The organism is Candidatus Streptomyces philanthi (genome assembly GCF_059553635.1).
Window position 1 is genome coordinate 1 of the sequence record NZ_JCANQV010000158.1, and the last position, 13,752, is coordinate 13,752.

Below are 13,752 nucleotides of genomic sequence, written 5' to 3' on the forward strand. Positions count from 1 at the left end.
CAGTGGCCCGCCCGGCCGCTCGCCTCGGCCAGTCCCCGGGTCAGCGCGTGCGCCAGGTCGTCCAGGTCCTGCTCGTCGCTGGTCAGCATGGGGACGAGCTGGACGCAGCCGGGGCCCGGGTAGACCAGCGCGCCGTGGCCGCGTACCGCTTCGACGGCGTGCCGTACGGCCCGCTCGTCGAACGGGGCACCGTCGGCGTCCCGCAGATGGACGGCGCGGAAGCAGCCCAGGCCGCTGCCGCCGTGCACGGCCGGTACGCGGTCGGCCAGCGCGTCCAGCAGCCGGCCGAGCCGCTCCCCCGTCCGGGTACCCGCCGCGAGGGCGTCCAGCGCGTCGAACTGCTCCAGCGTCGCGGTGACGGCCGCGCAGGAGGTGGGCGCGCCCGCCTGGGTCTCGGCGTGCAGCAGGACGGCGTCCCGCTCCTCGAACAGCGCGCCGACCGGGTGGGAGACGAGGACGGCCGACGCGGCGCAGGTGCCGTTGGTCAGGCCCTTGGAGGTGAGCAGCAGGTCGGGGGATTCGGCCCAGGCGGACGTGGCGAACAGCGGGCCGGTGCGGCCGAAGCCGGTCGCCACCTCGTCCGCGACGAGCAGGAATCCGTACTCCCGCCGCAGCGCCAGCACGGTCTCGACGAAGTCGGCGGACAGGGCGTGGGTGCCCGACCCGAGGACGGGCTCGCACACCAGCGAGGCCACCTGGTGGCCGTGGCGCCGCATGAACCGCTCCAGCTCCTCGGGCCGGGTGGGGTCCACGTGCCGGACGTTCCGGAGGTCCACCCCGTACATCTGCTGGCCGAGCGCCTCCCCCGTCAGGGAGTGCGCGCCGTACGTCAGGCCGTGGTAGCTGCCCTTGAGGCCGACCACGAGGCGGCGTTCGGGCTGCCCGCGCAGCACCGCGTACTGCCGGGCGATCTTCATGGCGAGGTCGTTCGCCGAGCCGCCGGACGTCGAGAAGACGACGCGCCCGTAGGACGCGGGCCCCGCGGCGGCGACGAGGTCTTCGGCCGCGCGGAGCGCGTAGGTGTGGGAGTAGCGGAACAGGTTCAGGTAGGAGGCGTCCCGGCAGGCCCCGGCGATCGCGTCGGCGATGGCGGTGTTGCCGTAGCCGATGTTGACGTTCCACAGGCCGCTGGTGGCGTCGAGCACCTCGCTCCCGTCGGCGAAGCGCAGTCGGGAGCCCTGCGCGCCGACCGCCCGGCGCTCGGGCCGGCCCTGCTCCCTCAGCGGCAGCAGGGACTCCCACAGGGGGTAGGGGTTCTCGGGACTCATGCGGCCCTCCTCGCGGTCAGGATGCTCAGTTCGGCGGGTGCGGCGGACGTCGGGCGGGCCGGGCGGACGCCGTCGAGGACGAATCCGGCGCCGGCGAGTTCCCCGGCCAGGACGTCGGCGTCCGGTACGTGGACGGTGGACGTCAGCAGCAGCGGTGTCCCGGTCCGGGGCACCCGGAGGATGGCGACATGGCGCTGCCCGTGCTCGGGGTCGGCCCGTTCGACGAGGAAGTTGACCGCGTCGGGGGTGACCCACGGCCGGACGGTCTCCTCGGGGCCGCCGGCACCGGTGGACGGCACATGGGCGCTGAGGACGAAGACGCCGTCCGGTGCGAGGTGGTCGTACACCCGGCGGAAGAACTCCGGTCGCCGGTCCGCGGGCACCAGGCCGATGGTGGTGGTGCCGAGGAGGACGGTGCTGAAGGTGCGGCCGAGGTCGAGGGCGCACATATCGGCCTCGACGAGGGTCAGCCGCCGGCCGAGCCGCCGGGCGGCGGGTTCGGCCATCCGGTCGTGAAGGGCGGACAGCAGGCTCCGGGAGGTGTCGAGCCCGGTGACCTCGTGGCCGGCGGCCAGCAGCGGAACGGTCAACCTGCCGGAGCCGCAGGCGAGTTCGAGCACCGGGCCGCGCCTGCCGCGCAGCAGGGCGAGGACGTCGCGGACCTCGTGGGTGTCGTCGGCGGTCAGCTCGTGGTAGACGGGGCCGCCCAGCGGTCCGTACAACTCGGCGACGGTGAGGGAGTCTCCGAGGGCCTCGGCGATCTGTCCGGCGAGCCCGGGGAGCGCGGGGGAAGCGGTCATCAGGCGCGGCCGCCCGTCCGGCCGGGGAGCGGTGCCGTGTCGGCCAGCCGGGCCGCGACGGCGGCGTACGTCCGGAGCGCCTCGTCGGCGGAGATGCCCAGCAGACGGCCGGCGAACGCGGCGGCCTCGCCCATCGCCGCCTCGGCGGTGGCGTCCGTGCCGCCCGCCGCGCCGAGCGCGGAGAAGATCTCCAGGAGCCGGGCCGCGCCCCCGCCCATCCGGAACAGCCGGCAGTCGTCCGCGCGGACCGCGTGGACCTCGCCGGAGATCTCCAGGAGCAGCGGCAGGTCGGCGGCCTCGACGGGCAGGGCCGGCAGCCCGTCGGTGAAGCGGCCGCCGAAGCCGGAGACGCGGATGCCGGTCCCGTACTTCGGGGCCAGCCGCCGGCGGACGTCCAGCGCCCGCGTGTACCGCTCCAGCCAGGGACGCTCGGCGGCACCGGCCCGCAGCGGTTCCCGGGGGATCACGGAGCCGAGCGACGGATCACCGCCGTACGCGTCGAGGGCGGCCCGTACGGCGGCGGCCCCGCCGGCGGCGTCGCCCAGGTCGGCGCCGCCCACGCCGGTGCGGACCCGGCCGTCGGAGGTGAGGTAGAGCCGTCCCAGGCCGGGGTTCCGGTCGGGCGCGGCAAGGGTCGCGACGTCCGCGAGCTGTACGGAGGGGTGCGCCAGTTGCTCGGCCCAGCCGCCCTCGTGGACGGCCCGGTCGGCGTCGGCGAGGAACGCCTCGTGGTCCTCGGGGCAGGTGATCCGTACGACGGTCGGGCCGGCCACCGAAAGATAGGGAAGGGAGCCGTAGTCGAAGACCTGGACATAAAGGTCGCCGGACACGATCAGTTCGTCGCCGGAGAACTCGACGCCGCCGTCGACCGATATGTACCGGACGTCCGCGCCCTCGGCAGCGAGGGGCAGGGCGTCGGAGAACACGCATGCGCCGGGGGCCGCCAGCCCCGATTCCGTGAGGGCACGGACATCTCCCCCGGACTGGACCAGGACCGAATGCGCGGCCGTTCGCGGCTCCTCCCGTTCACCGGCGAACCAGGAACTCAGCCGTACGGCGTTCTCGAATTCCGTCCGGTCCCGCGAATCCTCGTTCTCGATGTCCCTCACGGCCAGCCCTTCTCCATGAAATGCGTCGACCAATGAATACACGGGGCCGAAGCCGGGGCACAACCGAAGTATTCCCGTGTCGCCGGACGCAGTCAGCACCGGCACCACCCCGCAGTATTACCGGCGGCGGACCGCAGGTTTTTCTTTACCGTGCCGTACCGGTGGACCCCGGGTCACGCAGTCCTGGCCGAAGGGTCGGCCGGAAATACTTCCCAAGCCATTCCCGCCGGGCCAGGATGAGAACGCATCAGAAATTGCCAGGAGGACCATATGAACGCTGTTGCCGATTCCTTTTCCCTGAATGCCGCCACCGGCACCTCGCTCGACTTCGCCGTCGAGGAGCTGGAGGCGCTGGACGCCCCGGGCTTCCTCGGCTGGGACAAGGAGACGTGGCTGGGCGCCGCGATCGGCGGCGGTCTGACCGCCGGTATCGCCCTGACCTGACCGGCGCCGCACCGTGCGGACCCCGGTCCGCCCGTACCAAGGAGAGATTGATGCAGAACGAATTCAGCGAGTTCACCTCCACCACTGCCGCCGACTTCGCGGTCGAGGAGATGGAGGAACTGGACGCACCGGGCTTCATGGACGGTTTCGCCGCAGGCGTGGGCATTGCCGGTGGTATCGCCGGCGCGGTCGCCCTCACCTGATCGAATCCGCCGCTTCATCACCAACACGAGGAATACGAAGATGAACCAGGAAACCTTCGAGGCCATGGAGTCCACCGACTTCACCGTCGAGGAACTCGACTCCCTCGACGCACCCAGCTGGAACGACGTGGTCCAGGTGACCACGGCCGGCGGTGCCGCCTTCGTCATCGGTCTGAGCATCACCTGACCGTTTTCCGGTGGCCGGGAGCGGCGGGAATCCCCGCTCCCGGCCACCGGGCGGGCTGCCACCGGGCCGCCGAAAAGCCCCGATTAGAATCGAAGAGAAGTCAAATCCCTTCTCTCACCGGGTTGATCCATGAAGAACCGTTACGCATACGTCGCCGTGTTCAGTGCCGCTCTGCTCGCCACCGCCGCATTCGCCAAGCAGAGCGAAGGCGCACTGCAAATCGGCCTGTGGGCACTGGCCGTCGTCGAGATCGTCGCCATCTTGAGCCTTCTCGCGCGCAAGAGCTGAGCCTCATGGCCCCGTTCCGGAAGTGAACAGTGTGGAACCAATGATTGTTTGCAAGGACCTGACCAAGGTCTACGACTCCCGCAGGGTCGTGGACGGTGTGTCGTTCGACGTGCCGGCCGGCTCGGTCACCGCCCTGGTGGGCCGCAACGGTTCGGGCAAGTCGACCACTCTCAGAATGCTGCTGGGGCTCACCGTCCCCACGGCCGGTACCGCACTGGTGGACGGGGTTCCCTACCGGGAGCTGCGGGCTCCCGCCCGGATCGTCGGCGCCGCCGTCACCGAGGTGGCCGGCCACCCCGCTCAGACCGTCGTCGGCCAACTGCGGCTGGTCGCCCGGTCGATCGGGGTGCCGTTCACCACCGTGGACGAGGTGCTGGACACCGTGGACCTCGCCGAGGCCCGCGGCCGGAGGATCGGCGCGCTGTCGCTGGGCATGCGGCAGCGTCTCTCCCTGGCCTGCGCGCTCCTCGGCGCGCCGCGCGCCCTGGTCCTGGACGAACCCGCCAACGGGCTCGACCCGGACGGCATCCGGTGGCTGCGGACCTTCCTGCGGGACTTCGCCGACGGCGGCGGGGCGGTCCTCGTCTCCAGCCACAGCCTGGACGAGATCGAGCGGACCGCCGACGACGTCGTGGTGCTGAGCCGCAGCGTGCGCTACGCGGGACCGATCAGCGCGCTGATGGCGGAGGAAGAACGGGCCTCCCTGGAAGAGGCGTTCCACAGCGTCCTCGACAAGAAGGAGGCGGCATGACCAACGCACTGGCCTCCGAGTTCCGCAAACTCCTGTCGGGCCGCGGCCTGCTGTACACCGTCGGCATCGGCCTCGCCCTGATCGTCATGGCCGGGGTCGGCACCGTGCGGACGGTCGCCGACCAGGGGACGACCGGCGCGGCGGCGGCCGAGGCCATCGTCCGGCAGGGCTTCGCCGGCCTGCTCTTCGCCACGATCGCCGGCGCCCTGCTGGTGACCGGCGAGTACCGGCACCGCACCTGGACCCGTACGTATCTGGCCACGCCCCACCGGGGCAGGGTGCTGGCCGCCAAGGCGGTCGTCGCCTTCCTCACCGGCATCCCGGTGGGCGTCCTGTCGGCGCTGGCGAGCACCCTGGTGGCGGTGTCCGCCGGCCACCCGCCCACCTACGACGCCGACATGATCCGGCTCACCGTGATGATCGTGGCGATCAGCGCGTTCGCCGGCCCCTGGGGCGTGGCACTCGGCTACCTGATCCGCAACCAGGTGGCCGCCGTACTGGCCATAGTCGCCTACACCACCGGCATCGAGGCCGTACTGATCGTCGTCGCCCCGTCGTTCGGACGGTACCTGCCGGGCGGCGCCCAGCTGTCCCTGCTGCACGACCCGGAGCTGACCCTGCCCCTGCCCGCGTGGGCGGCGGCGGCACTGCTGGCGGGCTATGTCGCGGCCGGCCTGGGCTGCGCCCTCAAGCGCGAGAAGTCGGCAGAGGCGCTCTGAGATGACAGTCAGCCCCGCCGGGACGGAGATCCCCAGTCATCCGCAGGTCCGGCCCGACATCGAGTTCCTGCCGCCGGAGGAGGGGGAACGCGCCTGGACCCTCGCGGACGCACAGCACAGCCGCTTCACCCGGGTGGGCGGCGGCGCCGCGGCACTGCTCCGCGGCCTGGACGGCACCCGCGACCTGTCGCGCATCAAGCAGGACATGGGGCCCGCGGTCCCCGACGGGCAACTCGACGCGACGCTGCGCAAGTTCGCCGACCTGGGACTGCTCGTCGGGACGGAGACGGAACCGCCCACGCGGCGACGCCTGCGCTTCCGGCCGCCGGCGTCCCTCCAGTTCACCGTCCTCGACCGGCCGGCGTTCCTCTCCCCCGGCCGTCTGCTGCCGCGCGTCATGGCGAGCCGGGCGGTGGCGGCCGGCTGCCTGCTCGCGGTCGTGGCGGGGCTGGTGGCCACCGGGCTCGGCGCGGCGAAGGTCGCGGAAGCCGCGTGGCAGCCGTTGCCGTGGCACTACTGGCTGATCGCCGTCGCCGTCGTCGTGGCCGTCAACGCCCTTCACGAACTCGCCCACGGCGCCGTCCTGGCCCGGTTCGGCGGCCGTCCGCACCGCATCGGGGTGATGCTCTTCTACTGCGCGCCCGCGATGTTCTGCGACGTCACAGACCTCTGGCGGCTCCGCACCCGGCGGGAACGCATGCTGGTCGCCCTCGCCGGGATCATCTGCCAGCTCGCCGCCGCCGGCCTGCTGGCGCTCGGCTCGGCCCTGTGCGGCGGTGAGACCGGCCGGCTGCTCGGGCTGAGCGCCCTGATGACGGCGCTCACCGGCGTCCTCAACCTGCTGCCCTTCATCCGCCTGGACGGCTACATCGCCCTCATGGCCTGGATGAACATCCCCAACCTGCGCGACAAGAGCATGGCCGACTGCCGCGCGGTCGTCGGCTGGGTCGTCTTCGGCGGGCCGCGTCCGCGGCTGCTGCTCCCGGACGGCTGGGCCGTGTTCGGCGCCCTGTGCATCGTCTATCCGTGGATCATCATCGGCAATCTCCTGGTCGTCGCCAGGAGCGCCCTGATGGCCTACGGGCCGACGGGAGCCCTCAGCTGGCTGTGCCTGCTCTGCGGCGTCGCCGGCTACCTGCTGTACCGCCTCGCGCGCCTGTACCGCTCCACGACCGGCGCCAACCCGCTGCGCGGCCTCGCCGTACTCACCGCGCTCACCGCCGCCCTGCTCGCCCTGGCACAGTCCCAGCCCTACACCCAGCAGACCTACGGCGCGTACGTGAGGTCGGGGGCGCGCACGGACGTCTTCTTCCCCGAGGCACCGGGCGTCCTCCGCCCGGCCCCCGGCGGCAGGGCCGTCCTCATGACCAACGGCGTCCTGGGCAACCACCGGGTCGGCTCGGCCACCCTCGGACCGGAAACAGGCCGCTCCACGACGCCCCTGGAACTCTTCCTCCCCCTCGAAGGAGTACCGGGCGAGGTACCCGCCGAACGCTACGCCCTCAGCCCGGCCGCCTTCCGGCCCGACGCGCCCGCCCGGGGCACCGTGGTCGCCGACGCGGGGTCCACGACCCTGCTGGCGTACCTGACCCGGACCACAGTCGGCGAACCATGGCAGTCGTTCACGGGCTGGTTCCGGTAACCACGGGCCACACGGAGCCACCCCTATGACCTTCGTCACCCCGGCCTCTCGTCCCGGCCGGGCACAGGGGCGGCTCCGATGGCCCGCACCCGTCTCCCCCGGCCCTCCGCACCCGTCCCGCTCGCCCCGCCCGCCCCGCGTCCGCACGAGGGGCCTCACCCGAACGCGGCACCACACGCACCCGCGGATCGAGGAAGCGACGCGAGACGGGTGCGGAGGGCCGGGACGCCTGGGGAAGACACGCGGACCGTGTACACGGCAAGGGCCGGGACGCACCGAGCACCGCCCAGAAACAAGAAATCCCCTCTCACCTACTGAATCAGTAGGTGAGAGGGGATTTCCACACCATGTGGCGGCGCCAGGATTCGAACCTGGGAAGGCTGAGCCGGCAGATTTACAGTCTGCTCCCTTTGGCCGCTCGGGCACACCGCCAAGGTTTGCTGTCAGGAGATCCGCTGTGGGGCGGTGCTCCGTGGCAACGACGTAAACCATACCCGATGGCTGGGGGTGCTCCGCCACTCGATTCGCCGCTCGGCGGATCATGGGCGGCGCGGGCCCCTCATCTAGGCTTGCGGGGCGGTCCGGGTCGGGCCGCTTCCTGACGGATCTACGTACGAGGAGCCAACTCACCATGGCCGACTCCAGTTTCGACATCGTCTCGAAGGTCGAGCGGCAGGAGGTCGACAACGCCCTCAACCAGGCCGCCAAGGAGATCTCGCAGCGCTACGACTTCAAGGGCGTGGGCGCGTCGATCGAGTGGTCCGGCGAGAAGATCGAGATGCGGGCCAACGCCGAGGAGCGGGTGAAGGCCGTTCTCGACATCTTCCAGTCCAAGCTGGTCAAGCGCGGGATCTCGCTGAAGGCACTGGACGCGGGCGAGCCCCAGGCGTCGGGCAAGGAGTACAAGCTCTTCGCCTCGATCCAGGAGGGCATCTCCCAGGAGAACGCGAAGAAGGTCGCCAAGATCATCCGCGATGAGGGCCCGAAGGGCGTCAAGGCGCAGGTGCAGGGCGACGAGCTGCGGGTCAGCTCCAAGAGCAGGGACGACCTCCAGGCGGTCCAGCAGCTGCTCAAGGGCAAGGACCTGGACTTCGCGATCCAGTTCGTGAACTACCGGTAACCCCCGCCGGGCGGTCGTACGGGCCGTCGCGGGAGACGACCGGATGGGGCGGTGTGCCATGGGCGCGCCGCCCCATCGGCGTCAGCGGGTGGCGAACGGCTGGTCCGTCGGGACGATCTCGCGGCCGAGGGGGAAGAGGGAGATCGGGATCATCTTGAAGTTGGCGATGCCGAAGGGGATGCCGATGATCGTCACGCACAGGGCGATGCCGGTGAAGATGTGGCCCAGGGCCAGCCACCAGCCCGCGAAGATGACCCAGATGACGTTGCCGATCGTCGAGCCGGCGCCGGCGTCACGGCGTTCGACGGTGGTGCGGCCGAAGGGCCACAGGGCGTAGCCGGCGATCCGGAACGAGGCGATGCCGAACGGGATGGTGACGATCAGCACACAGCAGATGATGCCGGCCAGGACGTAGCCGAGCGCCATCCACAGGCCGCTGAGGACCAGCCAGATGATGTTGAGGATGAACTTCATGGTCGGCAGCCTTCCAGGCTCGGCGGAGTACGGGGCGGTGGTCCCCTTCTCCCCCAGACGCACGGCGGGTGCTCAAGCGTTGCACCCCGGCCGGTACGCGTCGGGCGGCGGCCGGAAGGTCAGTGCCAGTGGCCCGCCATCTGTTCGAGCCGGGCGATGCGCTCGGGCATCGGAGGGTGGGTCGAGAAGAGTTTGGACAGGCCCTCTCCGGGACGGAACGGGTTGGCGATCATCATGTGGCCCGCCGTCTCCAGGCGCGGCTCCGGGGGCAGGGGGAGCTGCCGGGTGCCCGCCTCCAGTTTGCGCAGCGCGGAGGCGAGCGCCAGCGGGTCGCCGGTGAGCCGGGCGCCCGAGGCGTCGGCCTCGTACTCGCGGGAGCGGCTGACGGCGAGCTGGATCAGGGAGGCGGCGACCGGCCCCAGGATCATGATCAGCAGCGTGCCCAGGAATCCGGGGCCCTCGTCGTCGTCGGAGCGTCCTATGGGGATCAGCCAGGCGAAGTTGACGAGGAACATCACGACGGAGGCGAGCGCGCCGGCCACCGACGAGATCAGGATGTCGCGGTTGTAGACATGGCTCAGCTCATGGCCGATGACCCCGCGCAGTTCCCGTTCGTCCAGGATGCGGAGGATGCCCTCGGTGCAGCAGACGGCGGCGTTGCGGGGGTTGCGGCCGGTGGCGAAGGCGTTGGGGGCCTCGGTCGGGGAGATGTACAGGCGGGGCATGGGCTGGCGGGCGGCCGTCGACAGCTCGCGGACCATGCGGTAGAGGGCCGGCGCCTCGAACTCGCTGACCGGGCGGGCGCGCATGGCCCGCAGGGCGAGCTTGTCGCTGTTCCAGTACGCGTAGGCGTTGGTGCCGACGGCGACGAGGACGGCGACGATCAGGCCCGTACGTCCGAACAGACTGCCGATGACGATGATGAGTGCGGACAGTCCCCCGAGGAGTACGGCGGTTCTGAGCCCGTTGTGCCGACGGTGCACGGTACGCCCTCCAAGTGGTGCGGCAGGGGAACCCTTGGCTTCGATCTCCACTCTCCAGTGGACCCTTACTCACTGGTCAACGCGAGAGGGGCAAAGCGGGTTCCCCGGCCGCCCGCGGGGCGACGCGTGGCCGGGCGCCCCACGGGGCACACGCCCGTACGGGTGAGTCCGGGGCGGGACGCGCGGCCGTCCGTCTACAGGAGCGCGCCCGAAGCGAACCGCAGGACGAGCTGCGGGGCGCCGGAGAGGGCCACGCCGAGGACGGCGGCCAGTGCGAGGGCCGCGGTGAGCGGGACCGGGACGCGGGCGGGGGCGGCGGCCTCCGGGGCGTCCTCGGGGGCCGCACGGAAGAGGACCGCGGTCCACCGCAGGTAGTAGTAGAGCGCGATCACGACATTGACGGCCATGACCACGGCGAGCCAGCCCAGGCCCGCGTCCACGGCCGCCGAGAACACCACGACCTTCGCGAACAGGCCGATGACGCCCGGCGGCAGCCCGGCGAGGCAGAGGAGGAAGAAGCCGAGGGCGAGGGCCGCCAGGGGGCGGCGGTGGTACAGGCCCCGGTAGTCGTCGATCCGGTTGGCGGGGTGGGTGCGGGCCACCAGGGCGGCGACGGCGAAGGCGCCGAGGTTCACCGCGGCGTACATGAGCGCGTACGCGACGGTGGCGCCGACGGCGTGCGCCGGGGCGCCCGTGTACCCGGCGGCGGCGAGCGGCACCAGGAGGTAGCCCGCCTGGCCCACGGAGGACCAGGCCAGCAGCCGGACGGCGCCGTGCGCGCGCCCGGGGTCCTGGCGCAGCGCGGCGGCGTTGCCGACGGTCATGGTGAGCGCGGCCAGGACGGCCAGCGCGGGGCCCCAGACGTGCGCGTACGCCGGGAAGCCCTTGACGGTGACGAGGATCAGCCCGGAGAAGCCGACGGCCTTGCCGACGACGGAGAGGTAGCCGGCGACCGGCAGCGGGGCGCCGACGTAGGTGTCCGGCACCCAGAAGTGGAACGGGACGGCGGCGGTCTTGAAGGCGAAGCCGACGAGGGTGAGGGCGACGCCCGCGGCGGCGAGGGACGCGAGGCGGGGGTCGGGCAGGTCGCCGAGGGCGTGCGCCACCCGGGACAGGTGCATGCTCCCGGTGGCCGCGTACACGAAGCTGACGCCGAGCAGCATCACGGCGGTGGCGGCGACCGAGGACAGGAAGAACTTGAGCGCGGCCTCCGAGGAGAGCCGGTCGTCGCGACGCAGGCCGACGAGCGCGAAGGCGGGCAGCGAGGCGACCTCCAGGGCGACGACCAGGGTCGCGAGGTCCCGGGAGGCGGGCAGCAGGGCGGCGCCCGCGGCCGAGGACAGCAGCAGGAACCAGTACTCGCCCGCGGGCAGGCGGTGGTCCTCGACGGTGTGGACGGACAGCAGGGCGGTCAGCAGCGCCCCGGCGAGGACGAGGAGCTGGAGGACGAGGGTGAACGCGTCGGCCGTGTAACTACAGGTGTCCGTGCGGTCGCCGAGGCAGAAGGTGCTGCGGTCGGCGCCCAGCAGCGGCAGCAGGGACAGCCCGGCCAGGACCAGGCCGCCGATCGCCGTCCAGCCGAGCAGCGGCTTGCGCGCGGCGGGCAGGAAGAGGTCGGCGACCAGCACCACCAGGGCGGTGACCGCGGTGAGGGTGGGCGGCGCGAGCGCGACCCAGTCGACGGACTGGACCAGGGACGTCACCGGGCTCATCACTTACCGCCTCCGAGGAACTGCTGGACGGCCGGATCGGTGAGGCCGAGGAGGGCCGCGGGCCACAGTCCGGCGAGGACGGTGAGGGCGGCGAGGGGGGTCCAGGACGCGTACTCGTAGCCCGCGATGTCGGGGATACGGGGCGCGGGTGCCTCCCCGGGGGCCGCGGTGGCCGCCAGGGAGCCGCCCATGCACAGGCGGCGGACGACGATCAGCAGGTACGCGGCGGTCAGCAGGGTGCCGAGGCCCGCGAGCGCCATGAACGTCAGGAAGGCGGGGCGGCTCAGCCCGTCGGCGGGCCGGAAGGCGCCGAACATCGCGAGCATCTCGCCCCAGAAGCCGGCGAGACCGGGGATGCCGAGCGAGGCGACGGCGGCGAAGGCGAACAGCCCGCCGAAGCGGGGCGCACGGCCGTACAGGGCGGCGCCGGTGGTGCCCGCGAGGGTGCCGAGGTCGGTGGTGCCGCAGCGGTCCTTGAGGGCGCCGACGAGGAAGAAGAGCAGGCCGGTGATCAGGCCGTGCGCGATGTTGGCGAACAGCGCGCCGTTCACTCCTGTGGGCGACATGCTGGCGATGCCCAGCAGCACGAACCCCATGTGGCCGACCGAGCTGTACGCGATCAGCCGCTTGAGGTCACCGCCGTCGGCGCCGGGCGCGGGCAGCAGGGTGAAGCGCCGGCCGCCCGACGGGGTGCCGGACGACGGCAGGGCCAGGGACAGGCAGGCGAGCGAGCCGTAGACGATGCCGACGGCGGCGAACGCGGCGAGGTACGGCGCGAAGGTGTGCATCCCGTCCGGCGTGATCGGCAGCGCGATCCGGACGAAACCGTACGTACCCATCTTCAGCAGGACACCGGCGAGCAGCACGGAGCCGACGGTGGGGGCCGCGGTGTGCGCGTCGGGCAGCCAGCTGTGCAGCGGCCACATCGGGGACTTGACGGCCAGTCCGATGCCGACCGCGAGCACCGCGAGGAGCTGGACGGTATGGCTGAGCTGGGCTTTCGGACCGTTGTCAGTGGCCAGTGCCACCATGTCGAACGTGCCGGACTTCACGCCGATCAGAAGGAGGCCGAGCAGCATGACGACCGAGCCGAGCACCGTGTAGAGCACGAACTTCCAGGCGGCCGCCTGCCTCCCCGCCCCGCCCCAGCGGGCGATGAGGAAGTACATCGGGACGAGGACCGTCTCGAACGCCAGGAAGAACAGCATCAGGTCGAGGACGGCGAACGTGGCGACGGTGCCGGCCTCCAGGAGCAGCACCAGCGCCACGAAGCCCTTCGCCGACGGGCCCGCCGGCGGATGGAAGTAGCTGTAGAGGGCGCAGAGGAAGGTCAGCAGGGCGGTCAGGACGACGAGGGGGAGCGAAATGCCGTCGACACCGAGGTGGAAGCGGATGCCCAGGGCCGGGATCCAGCTGAGGTCCGTGACGGCCTGGATCCGGGCCGCGTGGCCGTGGTCGAAGCCGGCGGCCAGGGCGACGGCCGCGGCGAGCACGACGCCGGTGACGGTCACGCCGTGGCGCAGCACGGCCTGTTCCGGGTCGCGGCCGCGCAGGCCGGGGGGCGCGGGCAGCAGGGCCGCCGCCGCGCCCAGCAGGGGGAGCACGATCAGCGCCGCGAGGAGGAGCTGGAGTGCGGTGGGGTTCACGGGGTCAGGCCCTCCTCAGGGTGTCGGCTCCGGCGGGCCCTGGCGCGAGGGGTGTCGGTCGCGGGCGGGGGGCGCGGGCCCCGGAGACGTACGGCATGGATCAGGCTCCCGTGCCCGTGGCGACGAGGACGGCGGCGACGGCCAGCACGAGCGCGCCCGCGAGGAGCGCCCCGAGGTAGGTCTGCACATTGCCGGTCTGGGCGCGGCGGACGGCGGCGCCCAGCAGGCGGGGCGCGGCGGACGCGCCGCGGACGTAGGTGTCGACGACCTCGCGGTCGAGGAAGCGGACGAGCCCGGCGGCGGCCCGTACGGGGCGGACGAACAGCGCGTCGTAGAGCGCGTCGACGCGGAAGCCGGTGACCGCGTGGCGGTAGAGCGGGCCGAGGAGGAAGCGCCCCGGGTCGGC

General features: G+C 72.2%; 15 protein-coding genes, 1 tRNA gene and 1 pseudogene. 8 read left to right on the forward strand and 9 right to left on the reverse strand.

Features of this window, described 5'->3' with window-relative positions; translation table 11 throughout:
- The 3 genes from mpaD to mpaB all read right to left on the reverse strand — a co-directional run.
- On the reverse strand, positions 1–1,268 hold a 1,268-nt coding region (gene mpaD, locus AC51EU_RS18790), incomplete at its 3' end, for a daptide-type RiPP biosynthesis aminotransferase (protein WP_496268150.1).
- Entirely contained in the window at positions 1,265–2,068 is an 804-nt protein-coding gene (mpaM, locus tag AC51EU_RS18795) for a daptide-type RiPP biosynthesis methyltransferase (protein WP_496268151.1), read from the reverse strand. The genes mpaD and mpaM, both read right to left, overlap by 4 nt.
- Entirely contained in the window at positions 2,068–3,177 is a 1,110-nt protein-coding gene (gene mpaB, locus AC51EU_RS18800; RefSeq protein WP_496268152.1) for a daptide biosynthesis RiPP recognition protein, read from the reverse strand. The genes mpaM and mpaB overlap by 1 nt, the downstream gene beginning before the upstream one ends.
- Positions 3,178–3,447: 270 nt before the next feature.
- Here mpaB and AC51EU_RS18805 point away from each other — a divergent pair, with 270 nt between their 5' ends.
- The 7 genes from AC51EU_RS18805 (at position 3,448) to mpaP (ending at position 7,411) form a co-directional block, all read left to right on the forward strand.
- Entirely contained in the window at positions 3,448–3,621 is a 174-nt protein-coding gene (locus tag AC51EU_RS18805) for a hypothetical protein (protein ID WP_496268153.1), read from the forward strand.
- A 50-nt stretch (positions 3,622–3,671) separates the two neighbouring features.
- Complete coding sequence (locus AC51EU_RS18810) at positions 3,672–3,824, forward strand: hypothetical protein (RefSeq protein WP_496268154.1); 153 nt, start codon at positions 3,672–3,674, stop codon at positions 3,822–3,824.
- 40 nt (positions 3,825–3,864) lie between these two features.
- A complete protein-coding gene (locus AC51EU_RS18815) occupies positions 3,865–4,011 on the forward strand; it encodes a hypothetical protein (protein ID WP_358999351.1) in 147 nt (48 codons plus the stop codon).
- Positions 4,012–4,140: 129 nt separating this feature from the next.
- A complete protein-coding gene (locus AC51EU_RS18820; RefSeq protein WP_496268155.1) occupies positions 4,141–4,299 on the forward strand; it encodes a hypothetical protein in 159 nt (52 codons plus the stop codon).
- A 40-nt stretch (positions 4,300–4,339) separates the two neighbouring features.
- On the forward strand, positions 4,340–5,050 hold the full coding sequence (locus AC51EU_RS18825) for an ABC transporter ATP-binding protein (RefSeq protein WP_496268156.1): 711 nt from the start codon (positions 4,340–4,342) through the stop codon (positions 5,048–5,050).
- Positions 5,047–5,769, forward strand: coding sequence for an ABC transporter permease (locus AC51EU_RS18830; protein WP_496268157.1), 723 nt, complete (start codon positions 5,047–5,049; stop codon positions 5,767–5,769). The genes AC51EU_RS18825 and AC51EU_RS18830 overlap by 4 nt, the downstream gene beginning before the upstream one ends.
- A 1-nt stretch (position 5,770) precedes the next feature.
- Positions 5,771–7,411 carry a daptide biosynthesis intramembrane metalloprotease gene (gene mpaP / locus AC51EU_RS18835; RefSeq protein WP_496268158.1) on the forward strand — a complete coding sequence of 547 codons (1,641 nt, stop codon included), beginning with the start codon at positions 5,771–5,773 and terminating at the stop codon, positions 7,409–7,411.
- A gap of 350 nt (positions 7,412–7,761) precedes the next feature.
- On the opposite strand, the gene AC51EU_RS18840 is transcribed toward mpaP, so the two are convergent.
- Positions 7,762–7,843, reverse strand: a tRNA-Tyr gene (locus tag AC51EU_RS18840).
- Positions 7,844–8,042: 199 nt separating this feature from the next.
- On the opposite strand from AC51EU_RS18840, the gene AC51EU_RS18845 reads away from it, so the two are divergent.
- Positions 8,043–8,531, forward strand: coding sequence for a YajQ family cyclic di-GMP-binding protein (locus AC51EU_RS18845; protein ID WP_496268159.1), 489 nt, complete (start codon positions 8,043–8,045; stop codon positions 8,529–8,531).
- A gap of 81 nt (positions 8,532–8,612) precedes the next feature.
- Here AC51EU_RS18845 and AC51EU_RS18850 read toward each other — a convergent pair whose 3' ends face one another.
- The 5 genes and pseudogenes from AC51EU_RS18850 to AC51EU_RS18870 all read right to left on the reverse strand — a co-directional run.
- Positions 8,613–9,005, reverse strand: a complete 393-nt coding sequence (locus AC51EU_RS18850) for a YccF domain-containing protein (RefSeq protein ID WP_496268160.1) — start codon at positions 9,003–9,005, stop codon at positions 8,613–8,615.
- Positions 9,006–9,124: 119 nt separating this feature from the next.
- Entirely contained in the window at positions 9,125–9,988 is an 864-nt protein-coding gene (htpX, locus tag AC51EU_RS18855) for a zinc metalloprotease HtpX (protein WP_496268161.1), read from the reverse strand.
- A gap of 194 nt (positions 9,989–10,182) precedes the next feature.
- Positions 10,183–11,700 carry an NADH-quinone oxidoreductase subunit N gene (locus AC51EU_RS18860; protein WP_496268162.1) on the reverse strand — a complete coding sequence of 506 codons (1,518 nt, stop codon included), beginning with the start codon at positions 11,698–11,700 and terminating at the stop codon, positions 10,183–10,185.
- Positions 11,700–13,346, reverse strand: coding sequence for a complex I subunit 4 family protein (locus tag AC51EU_RS18865; protein ID WP_496268163.1), 1,647 nt, complete (start codon positions 13,344–13,346; stop codon positions 11,700–11,702). Before AC51EU_RS18865 ends, AC51EU_RS18860 begins: the two co-directional genes overlap by 1 nt.
- Before the next feature lie 100 nt (positions 13,347–13,446).
- Positions 13,447–13,752: pseudogene (locus tag AC51EU_RS18870) on the reverse strand (NADH-quinone oxidoreductase subunit L); the annotation flags it as partial.

Coding starts and splice junctions, on each gene's coding strand:
- mpaM (WP_496268151.1), bottom strand. CDS start 2,068: ATGACCGCTTCCCCCGCGCTCCCCGGGCTCGCCGGACAGATCGCCGAG.
- AC51EU_RS18805 (WP_496268153.1), top strand. CDS start 3,448: ATGAACGCTGTTGCCGATTCCTTTTCCCTGAATGCCGCCACCGGCACC.
- AC51EU_RS18810 (WP_496268154.1), top strand. CDS start 3,672: ATGCAGAACGAATTCAGCGAGTTCACCTCCACCACTGCCGCCGACTTC.
- AC51EU_RS18815 (WP_358999351.1), top strand. CDS start 3,865: ATGAACCAGGAAACCTTCGAGGCCATGGAGTCCACCGACTTCACCGTC.
- AC51EU_RS18820 (WP_496268155.1), top strand. CDS start 4,141: ATGAAGAACCGTTACGCATACGTCGCCGTGTTCAGTGCCGCTCTGCTC.
- AC51EU_RS18825 (WP_496268156.1), top strand. CDS start 4,340: ATGATTGTTTGCAAGGACCTGACCAAGGTCTACGACTCCCGCAGGGTC.
- AC51EU_RS18830 (WP_496268157.1), top strand. CDS start 5,047: ATGACCAACGCACTGGCCTCCGAGTTCCGCAAACTCCTGTCGGGCCGC.
- mpaP (WP_496268158.1), top strand. CDS start 5,771: ATGACAGTCAGCCCCGCCGGGACGGAGATCCCCAGTCATCCGCAGGTC.
- AC51EU_RS18845 (WP_496268159.1), top strand. CDS start 8,043: ATGGCCGACTCCAGTTTCGACATCGTCTCGAAGGTCGAGCGGCAGGAG.
- AC51EU_RS18850 (WP_496268160.1), bottom strand. CDS start 9,005: ATGAAGTTCATCCTCAACATCATCTGGCTGGTCCTCAGCGGCCTGTGG.
- AC51EU_RS18860 (WP_496268162.1), bottom strand. CDS start 11,700: ATGAGCCCGGTGACGTCCCTGGTCCAGTCCGTCGACTGGGTCGCGCTC.